The sequence below is a fragment of the Bordetella sp. 02P26C-1 genome, from assembly GCF_009763255.1.
Taxonomy (GTDB): Bacteria; Pseudomonadota; Gammaproteobacteria; order Burkholderiales; family Burkholderiaceae_B; genus Bordetella_A.
The window spans coordinates 98,335-114,230 of record NZ_WSJB01000005.1 but is presented as its reverse complement, the minus strand read 5'-3'; the positions used below and the strand labels follow the sequence as shown (position 1 = coordinate 114,230).

Below are 15,896 nucleotides of genomic sequence, written 5' to 3'. Positions count from 1 at the left end.
CCTTCTTTCTCCGAGCAGCGGCATGACTGATTCCATCAAGCATTACGACAACTACATTGACGGCCAGTGGCAGCCTTGCCAGTCCGGCCGGACGTTCGACAATATCAACCCCGCAGACACCGATATGGTGGTCGGGCGGTTTCAAGCGTCGGGCGCAGCAGATGCGGAACTCGCCGTATCCGCTGCGGCGCGGGCGTTTGCAAGCTGGCGCGCGACGCCGATTGGTAAGCGCGCGAAGATATTGAACGATGCCGCTGCGTACTTGGAAGCGCATGCCGCGCGCTTTGCGGAAGATCTGACCCTCGAAGAAGGCAAGGCGTTGAATCAAGCGCGCGATGAAGTGATGCGCAGCGCGCAAACGCTGCGGTTCTATGCGGTCGAGGGGCAGACGTTTGGCGGAGAAACGTATCCGCAAGATGACCCTTCGCAATATGTGTACAGCCATCGCGAGCCGCTGGGTGTTGTGACGGTCATATCCCCTTGGAACTTTCCGGCTTCCATTCCCGCGCGCAAGATCGCGCCGGCGTTGATCACGGGCAACACGGTGGTCTTCAAGCCTTCGTCGGATGCGCCGTTAAGCGGCCTGCACCTGGTCGAGGCGCTGGTGCATGCCGGCATTCCTGCGGGTGTCATCAATTGCGTGACGGGGCGGGCTGGCGATGTGGGGCCGGTCATCACCACGTCGGAAGCCGTGCGCGCGATTTCGTTTACCGGGTCGACCCAGGCTGGCGAACATATTCAGCGCAGCGTGCATCTGACGACGCGGCTGCAGATGGAATTGGGCGGCAAGAATCCGCTGATCGTGATGGAAGATGCGGACCTGGACGCCGCGGTCGATCTGGCGATCAAAGGGGGCTTCTCGCTGACCGGGCAAGCTTGCACGGGGACCAGCCGCATCATTGTGATCGCCGAGGTCAAGCAGGCTTTTACCGAGAAACTGCTCGAACGGGTCAAGACGCTGAAGATCGGGCCGGGGATGACCTCGGGCATGGACCTGGGGCCACTGGCCACGGCCAAACAACTCGATACGGTGCTGCGTTACATCGACATCGGGCGCGGTGAAGCCAAGCATTTATACGGCGGCGAACGGCTCAAGGGCGGTGATTATGACCGTGGCTATTATGTGTCGCCTGCTGTCTTTACCGATGTGACGCAGGATATGCGCATCGCGCGCGAAGAAATATTCGGCCCGGTGCTCGCCATTATCGAGGCACGCGATTTCACCGATGCCATGGCCAAGGCGAACGACACCGAGTATGGGCTGTCGGCCGCAATCGCGACGCAGAACCCGCGTTATATGCACCAGTTCGCTAATGACATCGAGGCGGGCACGGTGAAGATCAATCGCACGACGACAGGCAATCTTGTGAACGCGCCGTTCGGTGGTCTTAAACATTCCAGCACGTCGACCTTCCGGGAATCGGGACGTGCCGGCCTGGATTTCTTTACGCAGATCAAAACCATCTATCGCGGCATCTGAGCCGTCGGTCATCACTCTTATTCGAAACGGATCGATCCATGAAGAACGCATTGAAACTGGAACTGAGCGAGGCTCGCATCATGGCTGCCGCTGCGTTGAAAAAAGCGCAGGAGATCGGTGTGCCCGAAACCGTTTGCATTACCGACGAAGGTGGTTTTCCCCTCGTGATGGAGCGCATGGACGGCGCGCGCGTGACGGGGCCGCAAATCGCTTGGAACAAGGCATTCACCGCTGCGGGCCACAAGCGTTCGACGCACTTGTTCAATACGCCGCCTAACGGTCCGGCCTTGCCGGGCAACGAAGCCTTTGGCATTCAATGGAGTTTCGATGGCAAATTCGCGGTATTCGTGGGTGGTTATCCTATTGTGGTCAACGGTGAAGTGATTGGCGGCGTGGGTCTGTCGGGTGGCAACGGCGAACAGGACACGGCCTGCGGCGTGGCAGCGCTGGAGGCCCTGCGCGAGCATCTGCAAGGCACGGCCGAAGTCGTCGTGCAGGCGGACATCAAGAAGTAATCGCCGCAGGCAGACAGGAGAGCGCACATGGCACATCGCGTCTTGTGGCTGCAAAGCCAGCAGCAATTCGAGGTCGGCGACGGAGAGACGTTGTTGGAAGCAGCGAGCCGTCAGGGCGTGGAGTTGCCGCACGAGTGCACGTTTGGAGGTTGCGGTACCTGCCGCATTCAAGTCCTCGAAGGCAGGGTCGATTATGAAGAGCTGCCGCTGGCCTTGACGGAAGAGGAACACGCGCAGGGCGTGGGGCTGGCGTGCCAGGCCCGTGCGATGTCTGATCTCGTGATCAGCGTGGAGCGTTCGACTGGATGCTCCGACCCGACGCTGCTGGAAGCGGAAGTGGCCGATGTGCGACTGTTAAGCCATGATGTCTATCATCTGCAGCTGCGGTTGCCGGATGAGCACGGTATTGTTTACCGCCCCGGACAGTATCTCAATATTCATCTTGATGATGCGTCTCACCGTAGTTTTTCCATGGCGAATCCGCCCGATGCAGGACGAGTGGATTTGCAGATTCGGCGTATCGCGGGCGGCTACTTTACCGACAGGCTATTGAGCCAGATGCAGCCGGGGCATCGGCTCAGTGTGGAGATGCCGCATGGCGCGTTTTACTATCGGGCACAGGATTATCGGCCGATGGTGTTTGCCGCGACCGGCACGGGTATTGCACCCATCAAGGCGATTCTTGAATCGCTGCTCGACGACGATGATTGCCCGCCGGTGAGTTTGTATTGGGGCATGCGCAACGAGTTGGATCTTTATCTGGCAGAGCAAATCGAAAGCTGGCGAGATCGCCTCTATGAGTTCGAATTTGTTCCTGTGCTGTCGCGCCCGTCGGGGCAATGGCAAGGTCGCAAAGGCTATGTGCAGGACGCCGTGTTGCAAGACCTGCCTGACCTATCCGAGCATTCAATCTATCTTTGCGGATCGCCGCTTATGATTCAGGATGCGAAGACGCGGTTCGTGGGCGCGGGCGCCGAGGCAGCGCATTTGTACAGCGATAGCTTTATCTTTCAGTCGCGCTGAGGCGCGACGAACGGCACCGCCTAGGCAGATTTTTGTACAGGCCTATGCGGTGCAGTTCTAGGATCATTCTCGTTATCAGGCTGCGTAAAACATCCCGTTAGCCTTGATTGGCATCGAGTTTGTCCTGCGTCTTGGTGTCAAAATCGCTGGCGTCGTGGCGTTCGCGCAATTGCTCATGCGGCTCGCCGCTCAAGCGATTGACCATACGGCCACGCTTGACGGCGGGGCGGGCATAGATCTTCTCGGCCCAGCGTTGAACGTTCTTGTATTCGTGCACGCTCAGGAATTCCGCGGCACCATACTGCCATCCCATGACGAGCCCACCGTACCAGGGGAACACCGCGATGTCGGCAATGGTGTATTCGTCGCCGGCCAGATAAGGGGTTTCGCCTAGTCGGCGGTCGAGCACGTCGAGCTGGCGCTTGGCTTCCATGGCGAAGCGATCGATGGCGTATTCGATTTTCACCGGCGCGTAGGCGTAGAAATGGCCAAAGCCGCCGCCCAGATAGGGCGCGCTGCCCATTTGCCAGAAGAGCCAGTTCAGGGTTTCCGTCCGTTGCGCCAGATCCTTGGGCAGGAACGCGTCGAATTTCTCGGCCAGATACAGCAGGATCGAACCCGATTCGAACACGCGGATGGGCTTGTCGCCGCTGCGATCCATCAGAGCTGGGATCTTGGAGTTCGGGTTCACGTCGACAAAGCCGCTGCCGAACTGGTCGCCATCGCGAATGTTGATCAGCCAGGCGTCGTACTCGGCGCCCTTATGCCCTAATGCCAACAGCTCTTCGAGCATGATGGTGATCTTGATGCCATTAGGGGTGCCTAGTGAGTAGAGCTGCAGCGGGTGACGTCCGACCGGGAGTTCTTTTTCATGCGTGGGGCCCGCGATGGGGCGGTTGATGCTGGCGAAGTGTCCGCCGCTAGGCTGGGTCCAGGTCCATACTTTTGGGGGGGTATACTCGGGAGTATCTGCCATGCTGGTCTCCGTGTGGCCATAAGGTCGATCCGCGCACGCCGAAGCGTGCGCGCTTAGATGATCGATTCTAGTGGAATGTTCGCGGATGGCCGAGTGCGATGTGAGACCTGCTGCCGGTATAAAACCTCATTCACAAAGAGGTTACTTGAGACCAGGCAATGTCGGCGACGCGCGCAAATCGGTTGCCCATGTCCTCGGCATTCCCGTTGGCAGCCGTGCCTCGCAGCACGCGCCCTTTGATGCCATGCAAGATGGCCGCAAAGCGGAACATGTTGAAGACGATGTAGAAATCCAGGTTGGGGATTCTCGTGCGTTCTGTGCGCTCGCAGTAGGCCTGCACATACGCGCTCTCGTCGGGCAAGCCAGCCGCTTGCAGGTCCAGTCCGGCAATGCCACCCAGGATATCGGGTGGCATGCGAAACATCATTGCGTGGTAGGCGAAATCCGCCAACGGATCGCCTAGCGTGGACAGCTCCCAGTCCAGCACGGCTAATACACGCGGCTCCGTCGGATGAAAAATCATATTGTCCGCGCGAAAGTCGCCATGCGTGAGCGCGACGGATTCGGTATCGGGGAGATGGGCGGGTAACCACTCGATCAGCTTATCCATCGAGGGGTGACGTCCCGTCAACTCATCGTCGAGATATTGGCGGGTCCAGCGGTCGATCTGGCGCTTGATATAGCCGCCCGGACGTCCATAGTCGGACAGGCCGATGGCCTGGTAGTCCACGCGATGCAACGCGGCTAGCGTGGCGTTCATCGCATTCATGTATTGTGCGCGGTCCTCTCGCGGTACGTCGCAGAAGCTCGCGTCCCAGAATATCCGGCCCTCGACCATGTCCATGACGAAGAACCAGCTGCCAAGCACGCTCTCGTCGGTGCACAGGCCATGCACGCGTGGAACGGGATAGCCCACTTGGGCCAGTGCCTGCATCACGCGCGCCTCGCGTTCGATGGCGTGTGCGCCCTTGAGTAAAACGCCGGGAGGTTTGCGCCGCAGGACATAGTTGCGGCTTGGCGTGCGTAGGCGATAGGTGGGGTTGGATTGGCCGCCCTTGAATTGATCGATGCTTAGCGGGCCCTCGAAACCCGGGACATTGGCTTGCATCCAGGCGAGCAGGGCATGTGCATCGATGCGATGTTCGGCGCGCACCGGCATGGTGCCGGCATAGGTATTGGCGTCACCCATGCGTGGCTCCTTGCATTGCATCACGCTTGATTTTTTTGGCCAGGGACCATTTGTGTACTTCAGTGGGGCCGTCGTAGACGCGAAATGCCCGGACTTCGCGAAAGACTTGTTCCACGACCGTATCGCGCGACACGCCCGTGCCGCCCATGATCTGTACACACCGATCCGCGACGCGAAAGAGCGCGTCGGAGACAGCGACCTTGGCCATGGAGCTCTCTGTCGTGGCTTGCGACCCGGCATCCAACACATCGGCGCACCAATCGATCATGAGCGCCGCTTGCTGCAGATCGATCTGGTTATCCGCCAGCATGAAGCCCACGCCCTCGTGATCGATCAGCGCTTTGCCAAAGGCTTGTCGCTTGACGGCGTAAGCCGTGGCGATTTCGTTGGCGCGTACCGCGGCACCGAACCAGCGCATGCAATGCGATAGGCGCGCGGGCGCGAGGCGTACTTGCGCATAACGGAAGCCTTCGTGGGCTTGGCCCAAAACGTCTTCGTCCGGCACGATAAGATTGTCGATGGCGATCTGTGCGTGCCCGCCGGGCATTGAGCTATCGATGGTGTCGAGAACCCGCTCGATACGGATGGCGGGATGCGGTAGCGCGACGAGGAACATCGTGGCCTGAATCTTTTCGCCGGTGTTGCTGCGGGCCATCACGATGCCGACTTCCGCGCCGTCAGCTCCCGTGATGAACATCTTGCGCCCATTGACGACCCAATGCCCGTCTTGGCGGACAGCCGTGGTCTGCAGCATCGACGGATCGGATCCCGCGCCGCCTTCCGTAGCGGGCTCGGTCATGAAAAAGGCGGAGCGCGCGTGGCCGCTGACGAGTCGATTGAGATACTTCGCTTTCTGTTCGGGGGTGGCCACTTTGCCTAGCAGAAACATATTGCCCTCGTCGGGCGCCATGGTGTTGACGGCGATAGGGCCTAGCGGTGACAGCCCGGAGCGTTTGAGCACGGCGGCGGTTTCGCGCTGCGTCAGGTGAGTGCCATCGTCAAGAATATGCGGCGTCATGATGCCTGCCTCGCGCGCGCGCGACCGCAGTTCTTGCACCAGTGCCTGGGCGGGACCATGGCTGGTGCAGCGCGGGTCATTTTCGTAGGGCACGACCACGTTACGGACAAAAGCCTCGACGCGTTCTCCGATCTCGCGGCTGCGGTCGCTAGGGTAGGGCGTATACATGGCGATTCCCTTAAAGTGTATTGACCAGATGGCCACCATCGACTGCCAATACGGAGCCAGTCATATAACGCGACGCATCGCTGCACAGCAGGAGGATAGGCCCGTCGAGATCGGTGAGTTGTCCGAGCCGACGTTGCGGGATACGGTTAATGAGCGCCTGCCCGGCTTGCGTGGGCCAAAAATCCGCGTTGAATTCGGTTTCGATATACCCTGGCGCGAGGGTGTTGACCCGCACGCCATAGCGAGCCCATTCCAGGGCGAGTGTCTTGCTCAGCTGAATCACCCCGGCCTTGGAGACGGCGTACGAGACCACCCCGCCCGCTTGGCGCAGGCCCAGAATCGAGGCAATGTTGACGATGCTGCCGCTGCTTTGACGCAGTGCCGACAAGAGCGCCTGGGAGAGAAAGAATATGCCGTTCAGGTTGGTGTCCATCACGGCATTCCAGTCTTCGGCGCAGTGTTCGGCAGCTGGTCCCGGCCGCACAATCCCGGCGTTATTGATGAGTACGTCCAGACTATCGATACGGGCAGCGAGGTCCTGGCGGCTGGTCGCATCCGTGACATCGAATCGGATACAGACCGGCGCCACTTCGCCATCCAGCGTATCGGCAAAGGCTTGCAACCGGTCCAATCGGCGCGCCGCGAGGATGAGGTGAGCACCTTCGCCGGCGAGCAATCGCGCAAAATGCTGACCGAGTCCGCTGGAGGCCCCCGTGATGAGGATGCGCTTGCCTTTGACGGATAGATTTGACGCCATACCGCTAGTCTCCACTATTGATCACGGCGTCTGTAGTTAGCGGCCGTGGTTCGAATTTTTTTGGGGTAAGGCTGCGACTGCTTCATTGATTGTAGGATGCTTTGTCGGCACCCGCTTGCCCGCGCGCGCACGGCGATTTACGTGGCGGGCTCCTCCTCATCCTGACCTAGAAAGCCGCCACTCTGATGCTCCCACAGTCGCGCATACACGCCGTTTTTCTTCAACAGTTCGGCATGACTGCCCTCTTCGATGATGCGGCCCTGATCCAGCACGATCAATCTGTCCATCGCGGCGATGGTGGACAAGCGGTGGGCGATTGCGATGACGGTCTTGCCCTGCATCATTTCCGTCAGGCTTTCCTGGATAGCGGCTTCGACCTCGGAGTCAAGCGCGCTGGTGGCCTCATCCAACAGCAGGATGGGTGCGTTTTTCAGCATGACGCGAGCGATCGCGATGCGTTGACGCTGACCGCCCGAGAGCTTCGCGCCGCGCTCGCCCACCTGGGTGTCGTAGCCCGTGCGGCCTTGCAGATCGCTCAATCGCTGAATGAAATCATGGGCCTGCGCGTGCATGGCGGCGGCTTCGATATCCGCATCGGTCGCGTCGGGCAAGCCATAGGCGATGTTGTCGCGGATACTGCGATGTAGCAACGACGTGTCCTGGGTCACCATGCCGATGGCCTGACGCAGGCTGTCCTGGGTCACCTGCGCGATATTCTGCCCGTCGATACAAATGCGTCCGCCGTCCACGTCATAAAAGCGCAGCAGCAGGTTGACCAACGTGGATTTACCCGCGCCGGAACGCCCGACGAGGCCGATCTTTTCGCCCGGCTTGACGGTCAGGCTCAGGCCATCGAATACCTGACGCTTGCCGTTGTAGTTGAAGGTGATCTGGTCAAAGACGACTTCGCCCTTGGTGATCCGCAGCGGCACGGCGTCGGGGCGGTCCAGAACCTTGGCTTTGCGCGAGAACGTCGCGATACCATCGTGCACGGTGCCTATAGCCTCGAATAGCGAGGTCATCTGCCACATGATCCAGTGCGACATGCCGTTCACGCGCAAGGCCATCGCGGTGACGGCGGCCACGGCGCCGGGTCCCACCGCGCCGCCGTGCCACAGGTAAAGTGCATAGCCTCCGGCGGATAGGATCAGGCCCACCACGAGAATCTGGTTGACGACTTCGAACTGGCTGACCAGACGCATCTGGCGGTAGCCGGTGAGCTTGAAGTCTTCCATCGCGGCGCGAGCGAACTGGGCCTCGCGCTGCGTGTGCGAGAAGAGTTTGACCGTCATGATGTTGGCATAGGCGTCCGTGACGCGGCCGGTCATGGACGAACGCGCATGCGCCTGTTCCTGAGAGACTTTCGCCAGGCGTGGGATGAAATAGCGCATGGACAGACCGTAGAGAACGATCCATCCCAAGAATGGCAACATCAGCTTGGCATCGAAGCCGCCGGCCAGCGCGATGATCGTGACGAAGTAGATTCCGATGCCCAGCACGATCTCCGAGAAGGTGAACAACACTTCGCGCACGGCCAGCGCCGTCTGCATGACTTTGGTCGTCACGCGGCCGGCGAACTCGTCGGTGAAGAACGACAAGCTTTGCTGCAGCATCAGCCGGTGAAAATTCCATCTGAGACGCAGTGGCAGATTAATGGCCAGGATCTGATGCTGAATGATGGTGCGCGCGGCGACCAGGCCAATACTCGCCACCAGTACGATGCCGATGGTCCACAGCACGCGGCTTTCATCGGTCGTGATGGCGTCGCTCTGCCAATCGGACAGGAGATCGACGATCTGACCCAGGAAGGCGAATAACCATGCTTCGTAGATGGATACCGCCGCGCTAAAGAGCGCCAGTAGCGCTAAATAGCCCCTTGCGCCTTTTGAGCAGGCCCATAGAAAGCGCAACAGCCCCTTGGGCGCCGTGGCGGCAGAGGTGGCTGGGAAGGGATCAAGACGGTCTTCGATCATCGTGGGAGTTGCCGGTCGGCGGATCGGCATATGTGATTCAATTTTTATATCATTGCATACCTTCTTGGGATTGGACGCGCGGCGGCTGAACGTGTTCAATCTGACCGGAACCTGTCTGGCTGTCACAGACCGGTCGGCAACCTTAGTGAGAGAGACAATGAGTCAAGCCCCCACCGCGCTACGCAATGCGCTCAATGGAATTTCCGGTATTTTGGTCACCCCGTTCGATAACGAGGACAAGCTCGCGCCCGCAAGGCTCGCGCCTATCGTCGATCGCGCCGTCAATGCCGGCGTGCACGTGCTGGTGACCAATGGCAATACCAGCGAGTTTTATGGGCTGACCACGCAAGAGGCCGAACAGATGGTGCACGCCGCGGCTGAACAGGTCGGCGGACGGGTGCCGCTGGTGGCGGGCGTGGGACGCAGCTTGCATGACGCGCGCGCGCTGGCGCGGGCCTCGCGTGCGGCAGGTGCCAGCGCGCTGATGGTGCACCAGCCGCCAGATCCGTTTGTCGCTCCGCGCGGCGTGGTGGAATACGTCAAGCGCATCGCCGAAGCGGGCGACGGGCTGCCACTGGTGCTCTATCTGCGCGATGACGGTATTGGTTTCGATGCGATTGAGGCATTGTGCGCGATCCCGGGCGTGGTTGGGGTGAAGTGGGCCTCGCCCACGCCGCTACGCCTGGCCGAGATGATAGAGCGCACCCGCGAGCGCGATCTTGCATGGGTGGGGGGGCTGGCCGAACATTGGGCGCCGCCCTTCTATGCCGTGGGATCGCGCGGATTCACCTCGGGCTTGATCAATGTGCTGCCCGAACGTTCGGTGGCCATCCATGCCGCGCTGGAAGCGGGTGACTATCCCCAAGCCATGACGCTGATTCGCGGCATGGCGGAATTCGAGGCCCTGCGCGCGCTGGAGCGTAACGGTACGAACGTGACCGTGGTCAAACGCGCATTGCAGCTATTGGGCGATGACTGCGGCGCCGTGCGCGCGCCGGGCGCTTGGCCGCTGTCGTCCGAGGCCGACGAGACGCTGCGTCGACTGCTGAACCAATGGGGTCTGATCTGAGGGCGTCGCAAGGCGCTGATAGTTGCTATGCCCAAGTTGCCTGAGTCGTCGGTGTCCCGCTACGCGGGCGAGGTGGGGGACGGGAGTGAGCCTGTCTTAAGGCTGCGCGGGCTTGGCAGCGCGAGGCTCGCACCCGTGTCCTTGGAGATTGCCGCGGGCGAGTGTGTTGCGATCGTGGGGGCTTCCGGTTCCGGGAAGTCCCTGCTTTTGCGGCAGATCGCCGATCTGGATCCTGGCTCCGGGACGGCCGAGCTGAAAGGACGCGATCGCGCCGCGATGCGGGGATACGAATGGCGACGACACGTCGTGTACTGCCAGGCCGAGGCGGGCTGGTGGGACGAATCGGTGGCCGCCCATTTCGCGGACGTGCCGGCCGCGGGCATCATCGCTCAACGGCTGGATGTGTCCCCCGCGAAGTTGCAGGCTGCGGTGCGCGAACTATCCACGGGTGAGCGGCAACGTCTGGCGCTGGTACGCGCATTGACGCTCTCGCCCGCTATCCTCTTGCTGGACGAGCCCACGGCCGCGTTGGACGAGGCAGCCACACAACGGGTCGAACAGGAATTGCATCGGTTCCTCGAGCGAGGCGGTGCGATTGTGATGGTCACGCATAATCCGGCGCAGGCCGGGCGATTGGCGCAACGGATGTTCCGCATGCGCGCCGGTTCATTGGAGGTCGCATGAACGTGATCGCATTACATGCCTCGGACCTCGCGATTGCCTCTTGTCTGGTGCTGCTCTGCGCGGCAATTTCGTTGGTACTGCGTCTGAATCTTCAGAAACAGATCCTATGGTCGGCAACCCGCACGATTGTTCAGTTGTTGTTGGTCGGACAGTTGCTGCGGGTGGTGTTCACCCATGCCAGCGCGGGATTGACCTTGCTCATCATCACCGTGATGATGGCACTGGCCATCCGCGAGGTGGCAGTGCGTCCCAAAGCGCGTCTGCAGCGGCACGGCAATCTGGTGATCAGCGCGATGGCCGTTGCTTCGGCAACCTTGATCTGCGTATTCTTCATCACCAATACGGCAGTGGAGCCCACGCCTTGGTATGACCCGCGCTATGTGGTGGCACTGGTGGGCATTGTGTTGGGCAGCGCGTTAAACGCGGCGAGTCTGGCTTTAGATACCATGCTCACGGGCGCTACGCGCGAGCGTTTGGCGATCGAGGCGCGCATTTCGCTGGGCGCGCCGGCACGCCAGGCATTCGCGGGACTGCTGCGCGAGTCGGTGCGGCGCGGCATCGTGCCTAGCATTAATCAGATGGCCGCCGCGGGCATCATCACTTTGCCGGGCATTATGACGGGGCAAATCCTCGCGGGAATGGACCCGAGTGAGGCCGCGAAGTATCAGATCCTGTTGATGTTTTTATTGTGCGGCGCCAGTACCTTGGCTGCGATGGGGGCGGCTTTCGGGGCGATGCGTCATTTGAGCGATGAACGCGGCCGGCTGCGTTTGGATCGACTGCGAAACCCCTCTTGATCTCCGTTCTGACCAACGGCCTGTCGGGCACGCGTGGCCGCCGACGAACTTATCCTGCGATGTGTGGCAGGCATGGATTGTATACGGAGTTTCCCTAGTTAAGGCGTATAAAGCCACTTCTACCCCGTTATTTATGTATATAGTATACAAAACGGGAGGGAAGCAACGTGGCATTCGCAAGTCCGACGAGTGTGATCGAGGCGACAGCCGGGGTCGATGACGCCGAGTCGCTATGCTATTGGCCCCTATGGCGTTTAACGCAAGCGCTACAGACGCAAGCACTGTCGGCGCAGACGCTGTTGGATGCCTGCGAGGCCGCCTTCAAACGCGATCATGAGACCGTCCACGCGCTGGTGATACATGACCACGCCGCGGCGCGAGCCGAGGCTTGTCGCATCGACGCGGCGCGGCGCGCGGGCGAAGCGCTGGGCCCGCTGGCCGGGATTCCCTTTTCGATTAAAGAGTCATTCGATGTCGCGGGCTGGCCTACGACATGTGGCGATTCGGCGCATGCGCACAACATCGCTGATCAGGATGCAGCGGTCATCACGCGACTGCGTCGTGCGGGTGCGGTCTTGCTCGGCAAGAGCAATGTTCCGCTGCATTTGCGTGATTGGCAAAGCCATAACGCCGTGTATGGCACGACGCGCAATCCGCATGCTCCCACCCGCACCCCGGGGGGCTCGTCGGGCGGTAGCGCGGCAGCGGTCTGCGCGGGCATGAGCGTCTTCGATGTCGGTTCGGATATCGGTTCGTCGCTGCGCAATCCGGCGCACTACTGCGGCATTTTTTCGCATAAAAGCACGCATGGGCTGATCTCGCTGGCCGGTCATGGCATACGCAGTGATGATCCGACGCCCGATATCAATGTGGCCGGGCCGCTGGCGCGTTCCGCTAAAGACCTGGAAATCTTGCTGCGTGTGTTGGCGCAAGACGGCCGTGAGCTGCGCGCGCCGCGTCCGGTGCAATTGGATCACTGTCGTATTGGCGTGCTGTCCAGTCATCCGTTCGCGCCGGTCGATAGCGAAGTGTCCACGGTGATCGAATCATTGGCGCGCAGGCTGGAGCAAAGCGGCGCGAAAGTCACGATGCAGTCGATGCCGTCGATTGAGGCCGAGGAGCTGTGGCGCACGTATGTGCTCATGCTGCGTGCGGCGACCTCAATGTACATGAACGACAGCGCCTATGCGCAAGCGCAAGAGCGCGCGCGCGAATGCGATCCGCATGACTTGAGCTATGCGACCCTGCAGCATGTCGGGACGGTGTTGGATCATCGGGCCTGGCTGCAGCTGGCCCAAGCCCGTCGGCGTTTCGCGCGGGCTTGGGATGACTATTTTCAGTGGTACGACGTGCTGTTATGCCCGGCGGCGGCCACGCCTGCGTTCGAACTGAACCAGGCTGGCGAGCCTTGGCAGCGCATGTTGTCGGTCAATGGGCGGCCCCAGCCCATGACCACGCAGTTGTTTTGGGCTGGGTTCTCGGGTCTGTGCGGCTTGCCATCGACGGTGGCGCCAGCGGGGCTCAGCACAGAAGGGCTGCCGGTTGGCGTGCAGATTATCGCGGGGCATGGTGAAGATTTGACTTCCTTGCGCGTGGCGCAGTGGCTCGAGGACCTGGGCTATTGCTATCGACCGCCGCGTATGCGCAGGCAGTAGTAATGACACAGGGGCAGTGTCTCTTGACGCCCCGCCGATTTCCATAACGCAGCACAACTGAGGGGAAAACCGATGTTCAGTTGGTTTAAAGAGTTGACGAAGATGGAGCGCAAGGGGTTCTATGGCGCGTTCCTGGGACATGCTGTCGATGTATTCGACTTCATGATTTATTCGTTCCTGATTTCGACGCTGCTCACGCAGTGGAATATGAGCAAGTCGGAAGCCGGTGCGATTGTGACGTATACGTTGGTGTCGTCGCTGGTGGGCGCGATTGTGGCGGGTATGCTCGCCGACCGTTATGGTCGTGTGCGTGTATTGCGCTGGACGATTGTGGTCTTTGCCGGCGCTTGCTTTCTTTGCGGGCTGGCGACCTCACCCGAACAGTTGATGCTGTTTCGCATCATTCAGGGTCTGGGCTTTGGAGGCGAATCGTCGCTGTGTATGGTGCTGGTGACGGAGATGATCCGCAATCCCGCGCACCGTGGCAAATATTCAGGTTTTACCGCCAGCAGCTATTCGTTTGGCTGGGCGGCCGCGGCGCTGGCGTATGCGCTGATGTTCAGCATCTTGCCGCCGGAGCAGGCATGGCGCGCGTGTTTCTTCCTGGGCGTATTGCCGGCCTTTGTGGTGGTGTATCTGCGCCGCAATCTGGTTGAACCCGAGGTCTATCTGAAATCGCGCGATAAAGCACAGGCCGTGCCTCTGACCCAGAACCTGTCTCGCGTATTCAAGACGCCCTTGCTGGGCAAGACCATCCTGTGTAGTTTGCTGTCCGGCGGCATGTTGGGTGGCTATTACGCGATTGCCACTTGGTTGCCGACCTATCTGAAAACGGTGCGTGGTCTGTCGGTGTTTGGCACCAGCTCGTATCTGGTGGTGCTGATCCTAGGTTCGTTCCTGGGTTATGTCGCCGGCGCCTATGCCACTGACCGTCTGGGCCGTCGTGCAACGTATGCGGTGTTTGCGATCGGTGCGTTGACCATGGCGCTGTGCTACATGATGATCCCCATTTCCAACACCGCCATGCTGTTCCTGGGCTTGCCGTTGGGCATCCTGATGCAAGGCATGTTCTCCGGAATTGGCGCGACGATTTCCGAGTCGTATCCTAGCAGCGTGCGCGCGACAGGCTATGGCGTGTCGTATAACGTAGGCCGCGTGATTGGCTCGTTTTTCCCGCTGGCTGTGGGGGCTCTGAGCTCGGGCTCGTTGGGGCTGGGCATGTCCATCGCGGTCGTCGCCGGGGTGGGCTACGGCATGGTGATTATCGCCGCGATCTTGCTGCCCGAGACCAAGGGGCTGGATCTGAATCAGATCGAGGATACTGCGCCGGCTCCCGCCGCGTCGGGGGGGACGGCCTCCGTGGCGCCTGCCAATCCGGTGGCTGGGCAGTAAAACAAACGTCGCGGGTTCGAGAGGACGCGCGACGAGTTCTTTATTCAAAATTGCCGGTCCCTGAATCCAGGGGGCCGGCAAGTGTTTTATTGCTGCAGTACTTAATTGACGTTTATCCCTTCGGCTTTCAACACCGGGGTCCACTTATTGATTTCGGACTGGACCCAGTTCTGCAGGGATTCGGGTGTCTGCCTTTCTTCGGAAACGATTTCCGCACCGAGGTCAGCCATCTTCTGCTTGAACGCCGGCGAGTTCAATGCGGTCTTTAACGCGTTGTTGAATACCGCGACATCCTGAGCGGGAGTGCCCTTGGGCGCGTAAATCCCGTGCCAGACTTTGACGTCGAAATCCTTGAGCCCTTGCTCGTTAAGCGTAGGTGCATCGGGCAGTTTCGAGATGCGATCCTTCGTCGTCACGCCATAGAACTTCACGTTACCGGCCTGGATATGCGGAATGGTCTGCGTGGTCTGGTCGCACAAGACATCTACCTGGCTGCCCAGCAACGCTGTCATGGCCGGACCCGTGCCTTGGTAGGGAATAGTGGTGAACTTCAGACCGAGGGCCTGTTGCAGCAGGGATCCGCAAAGTTGTGACACGGCGCCGGGACCCGCGTTCGCGAGATTGATCTTATCGGCGTTCGCCTTCGCATACTCGATGAATTCCGCCATATTGTTGGGGGGGAAGTCTTTACGAGCCAACAGCGTCATGGGGACATCGACGACTTCGCCGACATACTCAAAGCTTTTCAGCGGATCGTATTTCAGCGAAGAATATAAGGCCGGGGCGGTCGCCATGCCGTTGTGGTGAATCAAATACGTGTATCCGTCCGGCTGCGCATTCGCGACATGAGCAGCGGCGACCGTGCCGCCAGCACCCGTGCGATTTTCCACGACGATAGGTTGTTTGAGTTCTTTGCCCAACTCTGCGCCTAATGAACGCGCCACGACATCGGTAGGTCCGCCCGCAGCGAAGGGCACAACAAGCGTGATGGGCCTTGAAGGATAGTCTGCTGCCATGGCGGCAGAGGCCATCGTCAGAGTCATGGTTGCGATAGCAACATATAGTGGGCGATGAGTAGCCATATTGTCTCCTGTTAGCACACGATATGGTTTCGCATTTGCCGGCAGAGAACAATTCGGCTTTGTGAAAGCGACGCTTCAAGCAATAGAAAGCAGGGGAAACCCTAGGGTTTGAGCTTCA

Annotated in this window: 14 protein-coding genes; 8 read left to right on the top strand and 6 right to left on the bottom strand. The window is 60.3% G+C overall.

All coding sequences use genetic code 11. The annotated features are described in order from the left end of the window. Positions 1 to 22: 22 nt before the first annotated feature. From GOQ28_RS03770 to GOQ28_RS03760, 3 genes are read left to right on the top strand one after another with little or no spacing between them, the layout of a single operon-like run. The gene (locus GOQ28_RS03770; RefSeq protein ID WP_160355483.1) at positions 23 to 1,480 is read left to right on the top strand and encodes an aldehyde dehydrogenase family protein; all 1,458 of its coding nucleotides are present in this window, start codon (positions 23 to 25) and stop codon (positions 1,478 to 1,480) included. Positions 1,481 to 1,518: 38 nt separating this feature from the next. Beyond that, entirely contained in the window at positions 1,519 to 1,995 is a 477-nt protein-coding gene (locus GOQ28_RS03765; RefSeq protein ID WP_160348751.1) for a GlcG/HbpS family heme-binding protein, read from the top strand. A gap of 27 nt (positions 1,996 to 2,022) precedes the next feature. Continuing rightward, a complete protein-coding gene (locus tag GOQ28_RS03760; RefSeq protein ID WP_160355482.1) occupies positions 2,023 to 3,018 on the top strand; it encodes a 2Fe-2S iron-sulfur cluster-binding protein in 996 nt (331 codons plus the stop codon). A 97-nt stretch (positions 3,019 to 3,115) separates the two neighbouring features. Here the strand turns inward: GOQ28_RS03760 and yghU are convergent, their stop codons facing one another. The 5 genes from yghU to GOQ28_RS03735 form a co-directional block, all read right to left on the bottom strand. Next, positions 3,116 to 3,994 carry a glutathione-dependent disulfide-bond oxidoreductase gene (gene yghU / locus GOQ28_RS03755; protein WP_160355481.1) on the bottom strand — a complete coding sequence of 293 codons (879 nt, stop codon included), beginning with the start codon at positions 3,992 to 3,994 and terminating at the stop codon, positions 3,116 to 3,118. Between the two features lie 130 nt (positions 3,995 to 4,124). Then, positions 4,125 to 5,183: a phosphotransferase family protein gene (locus GOQ28_RS03750; protein WP_160355480.1), complete on the bottom strand. Its 1,059-nt coding sequence runs from the start codon at positions 5,181 to 5,183 to the stop codon at positions 4,125 to 4,127. Then, on the bottom strand, positions 5,176 to 6,369 hold the full coding sequence (locus GOQ28_RS03745; RefSeq protein ID WP_160355479.1) for an acyl-CoA dehydrogenase family protein: 1,194 nt from the start codon (positions 6,367 to 6,369) through the stop codon (positions 5,176 to 5,178). Before GOQ28_RS03745 ends, GOQ28_RS03750 begins: the two co-directional genes overlap by 8 nt. Positions 6,370 to 6,379: 10 nt before the next feature. Next, the gene (locus GOQ28_RS03740; RefSeq protein WP_160355478.1) at positions 6,380 to 7,126 is read right to left on the bottom strand and encodes an SDR family NAD(P)-dependent oxidoreductase; all 747 of its coding nucleotides are present in this window, start codon (positions 7,124 to 7,126) and stop codon (positions 6,380 to 6,382) included. A gap of 137 nt (positions 7,127 to 7,263) precedes the next feature. After that, entirely contained in the window at positions 7,264 to 9,129 is a 1,866-nt protein-coding gene (locus tag GOQ28_RS03735; RefSeq protein WP_442862074.1) for an ABC transporter ATP-binding protein, read from the bottom strand. Positions 9,130 to 9,256: 127 nt separating this feature from the next. Here GOQ28_RS03735 and GOQ28_RS03730 point away from each other — a divergent pair, with 127 nt between their 5' ends. From GOQ28_RS03730 to GOQ28_RS03710, 5 genes are all read left to right on the top strand, one after another. Further along, complete coding sequence (locus GOQ28_RS03730) at positions 9,257 to 10,168, top strand: dihydrodipicolinate synthase family protein (protein WP_160355477.1); 912 nt, start codon at positions 9,257 to 9,259, stop codon at positions 10,166 to 10,168. Positions 10,169 to 10,195: 27 nt separating this feature from the next. Next, positions 10,196 to 10,852 carry an ABC transporter ATP-binding protein gene (locus GOQ28_RS03725; RefSeq protein WP_160355476.1) on the top strand — a complete coding sequence of 219 codons (657 nt, stop codon included), beginning with the start codon at positions 10,196 to 10,198 and terminating at the stop codon, positions 10,850 to 10,852. Then, positions 10,849 to 11,649: an ABC transporter permease gene (locus GOQ28_RS03720; RefSeq protein WP_160355475.1), complete on the top strand. Its 801-nt coding sequence runs from the start codon at positions 10,849 to 10,851 to the stop codon at positions 11,647 to 11,649. The genes GOQ28_RS03725 and GOQ28_RS03720 overlap by 4 nt, the downstream gene beginning before the upstream one ends. A gap of 167 nt (positions 11,650 to 11,816) precedes the next feature. Continuing rightward, complete coding sequence (locus tag GOQ28_RS03715) at positions 11,817 to 13,304, top strand: amidase (RefSeq protein WP_160355474.1); 1,488 nt, start codon at positions 11,817 to 11,819, stop codon at positions 13,302 to 13,304. A gap of 72 nt (positions 13,305 to 13,376) precedes the next feature. Further along, on the top strand, positions 13,377 to 14,696 hold the full coding sequence (locus GOQ28_RS03710) for an MFS transporter (RefSeq protein WP_160348740.1): 1,320 nt from the start codon (positions 13,377 to 13,379) through the stop codon (positions 14,694 to 14,696). Between the two features lie 101 nt (positions 14,697 to 14,797). Here the strand turns inward: GOQ28_RS03710 and GOQ28_RS03705 are convergent, their stop codons facing one another. Continuing rightward, on the bottom strand, positions 14,798 to 15,778 hold the full coding sequence (locus GOQ28_RS03705; RefSeq protein WP_160355473.1) for a tripartite tricarboxylate transporter substrate-binding protein: 981 nt from the start codon (positions 15,776 to 15,778) through the stop codon (positions 14,798 to 14,800). Between the last annotated feature and the right edge of the window lie 118 nt (positions 15,779 to 15,896).

Coding starts and splice junctions, on each gene's coding strand:
- GOQ28_RS03770 (WP_160355483.1), top strand. CDS start 23: ATGACTGATTCCATCAAGCATTACGACAACTACATTGACGGCCAGTGG.
- GOQ28_RS03765 (WP_160348751.1), top strand. CDS start 1,519: ATGAAGAACGCATTGAAACTGGAACTGAGCGAGGCTCGCATCATGGCT.
- GOQ28_RS03760 (WP_160355482.1), top strand. CDS start 2,023: ATGGCACATCGCGTCTTGTGGCTGCAAAGCCAGCAGCAATTCGAGGTC.
- yghU (WP_160355481.1), bottom strand. CDS start 3,994: ATGGCAGATACTCCCGAGTATACCCCCCCAAAAGTATGGACCTGGACC.
- GOQ28_RS03750 (WP_160355480.1), bottom strand. CDS start 5,183: ATGGGTGACGCCAATACCTATGCCGGCACCATGCCGGTGCGCGCCGAA.
- GOQ28_RS03745 (WP_160355479.1), bottom strand. CDS start 6,369: ATGTATACGCCCTACCCTAGCGACCGCAGCCGCGAGATCGGAGAACGC.
- GOQ28_RS03740 (WP_160355478.1), bottom strand. CDS start 7,126: ATGGCGTCAAATCTATCCGTCAAAGGCAAGCGCATCCTCATCACGGGG.
- GOQ28_RS03735 (WP_442862074.1), bottom strand. CDS start 9,129: ATGCCGATCCGCCGACCGGCAACTCCCACGATGATCGAAGACCGTCTT.
- GOQ28_RS03730 (WP_160355477.1), top strand. CDS start 9,257: ATGAGTCAAGCCCCCACCGCGCTACGCAATGCGCTCAATGGAATTTCC.
- GOQ28_RS03725 (WP_160355476.1), top strand. CDS start 10,196: ATGCCCAAGTTGCCTGAGTCGTCGGTGTCCCGCTACGCGGGCGAGGTG.
- GOQ28_RS03720 (WP_160355475.1), top strand. CDS start 10,849: ATGAACGTGATCGCATTACATGCCTCGGACCTCGCGATTGCCTCTTGT.
- GOQ28_RS03710 (WP_160348740.1), top strand. CDS start 13,377: ATGTTCAGTTGGTTTAAAGAGTTGACGAAGATGGAGCGCAAGGGGTTC.
- GOQ28_RS03705 (WP_160355473.1), bottom strand. CDS start 15,778: ATGGCTACTCATCGCCCACTATATGTTGCTATCGCAACCATGACTCTG.